Below are 4,974 nucleotides of genomic sequence, written 5' to 3'. Positions count from 1 at the left end.
AGAGGGATAGCAGTAGAAGGGATTCTGCCACGATTGCCGTGAATAAAACCAGCTTTACCAAACTTCTTGTATTTGATGATAAGTCTATTAACAGTTCTAATGGAACAACCAATTTTAATAGCAGCTCTTTTCTTATTGCCATCAGTATCAACCAGCTTTTTAATAATTTCATATTTTTTTAATTCATTCATTCTTAATTCAACCTTTCTCATAAAACGACCTCCAAACCATGAGGTCAAAGTATAACACAATTTTTTGATAATGTCTCAGCTAGCTGAGACATTATCAACTTGGATACATTAAGACATTATCATATTTGAATCAGATTTTATTTTATAGTATTAGTAAAAATATTGACATAAAAAATGATAAGATATATAATATGAATGGATTGTTACTTTGAGTAGGCAAGACCAAATATTGAGGTACTTTTTAGTGCTTTGATATTTGGTCTTTATTTTTTAGTAACTATTGAAAGGAGAAAAGGAATGCAAAGAAATTTTAAAAAGAAAGTTTTGGTATCAGCACTGACTGCTTCAATGTCAATAAGTACAATAGTACCTGGGATGATGGTTTTTGCCAATAATCCAATTGCTCCTGCCAGCATTATAACTAAAGTAAATCATGCTTTAGAGGGAACGGCTACTGCAAATGACACAGAAATGAGCTATTGGGGTGCTGATAAGGCGATTGATGGGATCGTAAATCGTGATGATAGTAAACCAGATCAATCACGCTGGTCTACTAATCAAGGGACATCACCAAAGATTTTAACTGTTGATTTGGGATCAGAAAAATCGTTTAGTGAATTCAAAATTGAATGGGAAAGAACAAATATTAAAGGTTTTAATATTGCTATTTCTAATGATGCTGAAAATTATACTACTGTATATACAAAACCAGATGATAGTAATATTCCAAGTTTAACGACTGAAATTACTTTAGAAAATAGTGTTTTAGCACGATATGTTAAATTAACTGTAGATAATTACGATGGAGGTGATATTAACTGGGCTTCTGTATCGTTATATGAATTTGAAATCTTAGGTGAAGAAACATATGAAAATTTAGCGTTAGATGCTACAGCAACTTCAAGTGGAAATGAAACAAGTAATTTTACTGCAGATAAAGTTAATGATGAAAATATGACTACGCGCTGGGCTAGTACAGCTAATCATAATGATGATAAATGGGTATGTTTAGATTTTGGTAGTGCTAAAGATGTTGCTTCGGTAACTTTAAAATGGGAACGCTGTAATGCAACAAATTATAAAATCCAATCTTCTAATGATGGGACTAATTGGGAAGATGTGAAAACTTTAACTAGTGCACCAGCTGAGTTTGATGATATTATTAACTTTGATAATGTAATAACTGCTCGTTATTTAAGAGTATTAGTTACAGATTTTATTGATTCAGCAGCTGATCGTGAAGATCAAACAGTAAGCTGGCCAACAGTTTCATTATATGAATTTGAGGCTTATGCAGTTAAACAACAAACAAATGTTGAGCCAGAACAAACGATCGATAGTGTTATTGCTAATTTGGTAGTTCCAGCAATTGCTAAAGGAGATACTAAAATGGCATTGCCTGAAGTGCCTGATGGATTCGAAATTGAATTTGTTGGAGCGGATTATGAGCAGATCTTAGATCGTGATTTAACAATTTATCAACCAATCGTTGATACAACCGTTGGTGTAAACTATAAAATCAAAAAAGGTGATCAAGAAAAAACTACTAACGCTTATGAGGTAACTATTCCTGGTAAACATACTGCTCAAGAAAGTATCAATGCTAAACCAAAAGTAGTACCAGAACTTGCTGAATGGGTAGGTACTGAAGGAAATTTTGAAATAAGTGATAATTCAAAAATCGTTATCAATCCTCAATATAAAGATGATCTAGCATATCTTGCTAAAACTTTTAAAGCGGATTATCAAGACCTAACTGATAAAGAAATAGAAGTTGTTTATAGTAATGCACCAGCAGCGCATGATTTCTACTTTACTTTAGGTAGTGATGATGTGGGATTAAAAGAAGAAGGATATTTAATGACGATAGACGATACTGTTAAAGTAGAAGCAGTTGATAAAGTTGGCGCATTTTGGTCAACACAATCTATTTTACAGATCTTAAAACAAAATAATAACGTTATTCCACAAGGACAAACACGTGATTATCCAAAATATGAATTACGAGGATTCATGCTTGATGTTGGAAGAATGCCATTTTCTTTGGATTTCTTAAAAGAAATAACTAAAAATATGGCTTATTATAAAATGAATGATTTTCAAGTTCATTTAAATGATAATTATATCTTCTTAGAAGAATATACTGCTGCTGGTGAAGATCCAATGCAGGCTTATTCTGGATTTAGATTAGAGTCAGATATTAAAAAAGGTGGTAATGGTGGATTAAATCAAGCTGATTTAACTAATACTGATATGTTCTATACAAAAGACGAATTCCGGGCTTTCATTAAAGAATCAAGAGAAATGGGAATTGATATTGTGCCAGAATTTGATACGCCAGCGCATTCACTTGCCTTTACTAAAGTACGTCCAGATTTAAAAGTTGGTGATAATGGTCGTCAAAATGATCACTTAGATATTAACAATCCAGATACTTTACCATTTGTTCAAAGTATTTGGGATGAATATTTAGATGGTGATGATCCAGTATTTGATGATGAAACAATCATTAATGTTGGTACTGATGAATTTGAAGGGTCTAATGAACAATTCCGTAAATATACTGATGATATGATCGAATATGGTCAAAGTAAAGGTAGAACAGTTCGTTTATGGGGAAGTTTGACACAAAAATCTGGATCTACTGCAGTACGTTCTGAAAATGTACAAATGAATATTTGGAATACTGGTTGGGCTAATCCTTCAACGATGTATAATGAAGGTTATGATTTGATCAATATGGTTGATGGAACATTATATATGGTGCCAGCAGCTGGATATTATTATGATTATTTAAATAGTCAAAATTTATATAATAATTGGCAGCCTAATGTTATGGGTGGAACAACGATTCCTGCTGGAGCAGAGCAAATGTTAGGGTCTTCATATGCTGTATGGAATGATATGATCGATAAAAGAGCTAATGGTATGAGTGAATATGATATTTATGATCGTTTTGCGGCAGCTCTACCTGCAATGTCATCTAAGTTATGGGGTGATGGTGAAGACTTAAGTTATAGTGAACTAGTACAAGTGACAGATAAATTAGAAGATGCACCAAATAGTAATCCATTTGATAAGGTTAAATCTGTTAGTGATACAGTAATTAATTATGATTTTAATAAAGAAGATATTACTGATAAATCTGGAAATAGTTATAATGCTGTTACTAAGAAAAATGTTGCTACTGTAACTGGTAAATTCTCTAAGGGATTACAATTAAACGGTGATGAAAGTTATATTGAAACACCGATTGATAATATGGGACCAACTAATAGTGCTTCTTTCTGGGTAAAAATGGATCCAGATGCTCAAGGTGAACAAATCTTATTTGAATCTGATAAGGGATCAATTAAGATGGCCCAAAAAGATACTGGTAAGGTAGGATTCTCAAGAATTGGTTATGACTATTCGTTTGATTATACTTTACCAAAAGATACTTGGGTAAAATTAGAAATTAAGGGATATCAAAATAAAGCAGAATTATATGTTGATGGAATATTAGTAGATACTTTATCTAATAATGCAACTGGTGGTAAATATGCGACTATGATCTTACCATTAGAAAGAATCGGAAGTAAAACGAGTTCGTTCAAAGGGGTAATTGATAACCTTGTTGTTTCATCTACTGGAAGTGCTGCTAGTCAGGATTATACGATAATCGATAGTAAAAACTTTACTGTAACATCAGATAATCAAAATCCGCTTGCTGGATCAGAAGGACCTGTTTCATTAGCTTTTGATAATGATACAAGTACTTTCTGGCATTCTAATTACACACCATATCAAGCATTACCAGCAACTGTAGAAATTGATATGAATAAAGTATATAATATTAATCAATTTGATTATTTACCAAGACAAACGGGAAGTAATGGGCATATTACACAATACGAGTTATATGTTAAAGAAAATGAAACTGATGAATATACAAAGGTTTCTGAAGGAACTTTAGCAGCTAATTCAACATTGAAGAGTATTACTTTTGATGCTATAAATGCACGTTATGTTAAATTTGTTGCTTTAGCAGGAACAGGTGTTGGGACACAACAATTTGCAGCAGCAGCAGAATTTACAGTTCGTCAAATTGATGATAAAGCTGATTTAAGAAAACTAGTTAATACTACAGAAAATTATGAAGAAGAATATTATACTGAAGCAAGCTGGCAAGTATATAGTGAAGCCTTGACGCTAGCTAATCAAATCCTTGATAAAGAAGATGCTACAGAAGAAGAAATTGCTGCAGCAATTGAAACATTGAGTACAGCAATTGATAATTTAGTAGAAATCGATACTGAGGTAGAAATAAGTAAAACAGCATTACAAATAGCTGTCGATACTGCAAATACTTTAAAAACTAAAGGTGCATTAGAAAATGTCGTACCAGCAGTTGTTAATGAATTTGAAGCTGCATTAGCTGAAGCTGAAAGCATTTTAGCTGATTCTAGTGCTGATCAAACAACGATCGATGCATCATTCTATCGTCTAGCTAATGCAATTCATATGTTAGACTTTGTAAAAGGTGATAAGAGTGCCTTAGAAGCCTTACTAGAAGAAGCAAATGGTTATGAAGAAGAAAATTATACAACTGATTCATGGGCAGCATTGCAAGAAGCAATCGAAGCAGCAACTGAAGTCATGAATGATGAAAATGCATTAGAAAGTGATGTAACAGAAGCGTTAAATAACTTAACAGAAGCAATTGGAAACTTAATCTTAAGAGCTGATAAGACAAGATTACAAACACAATATGATAAGTTAGACAGCTTAGATAAGAGTGTTT

At 32.5% G+C, this 4,974-nt stretch carries 1 protein-coding gene and 1 pseudogene; one reads left to right on the top strand and one right to left on the bottom strand.

Features of this window, described 5'->3' with window-relative positions; all coding sequences use genetic code 11:
* Positions 1–212, bottom strand: a pseudogene (locus BR82_RS0114275) (helix-turn-helix domain-containing protein); the annotation flags it as partial.
* Positions 213–488: 276 nt separating this feature from the next.
* On the opposite strand from BR82_RS0114275, the gene BR82_RS16095 reads away from it, so the two are divergent.
* A partial coding sequence (locus BR82_RS16095; RefSeq protein ID WP_051592858.1) for a discoidin domain-containing protein occupies positions 489–4,974 on the top strand: 4,486 nt, incomplete at its 3' end.

It is taken from the genome of Thomasclavelia saccharogumia DSM 17460 (assembly GCF_000686665.1).
Classification (GTDB): domain Bacteria; phylum Bacillota_I; class Bacilli_A; order Erysipelotrichales; family Coprobacillaceae; genus Thomasclavelia; species Thomasclavelia saccharogumia.
Note: the sequence above shows the minus strand (reverse complement) of the source record. Positions and strands in the feature narration are given on the sequence as shown.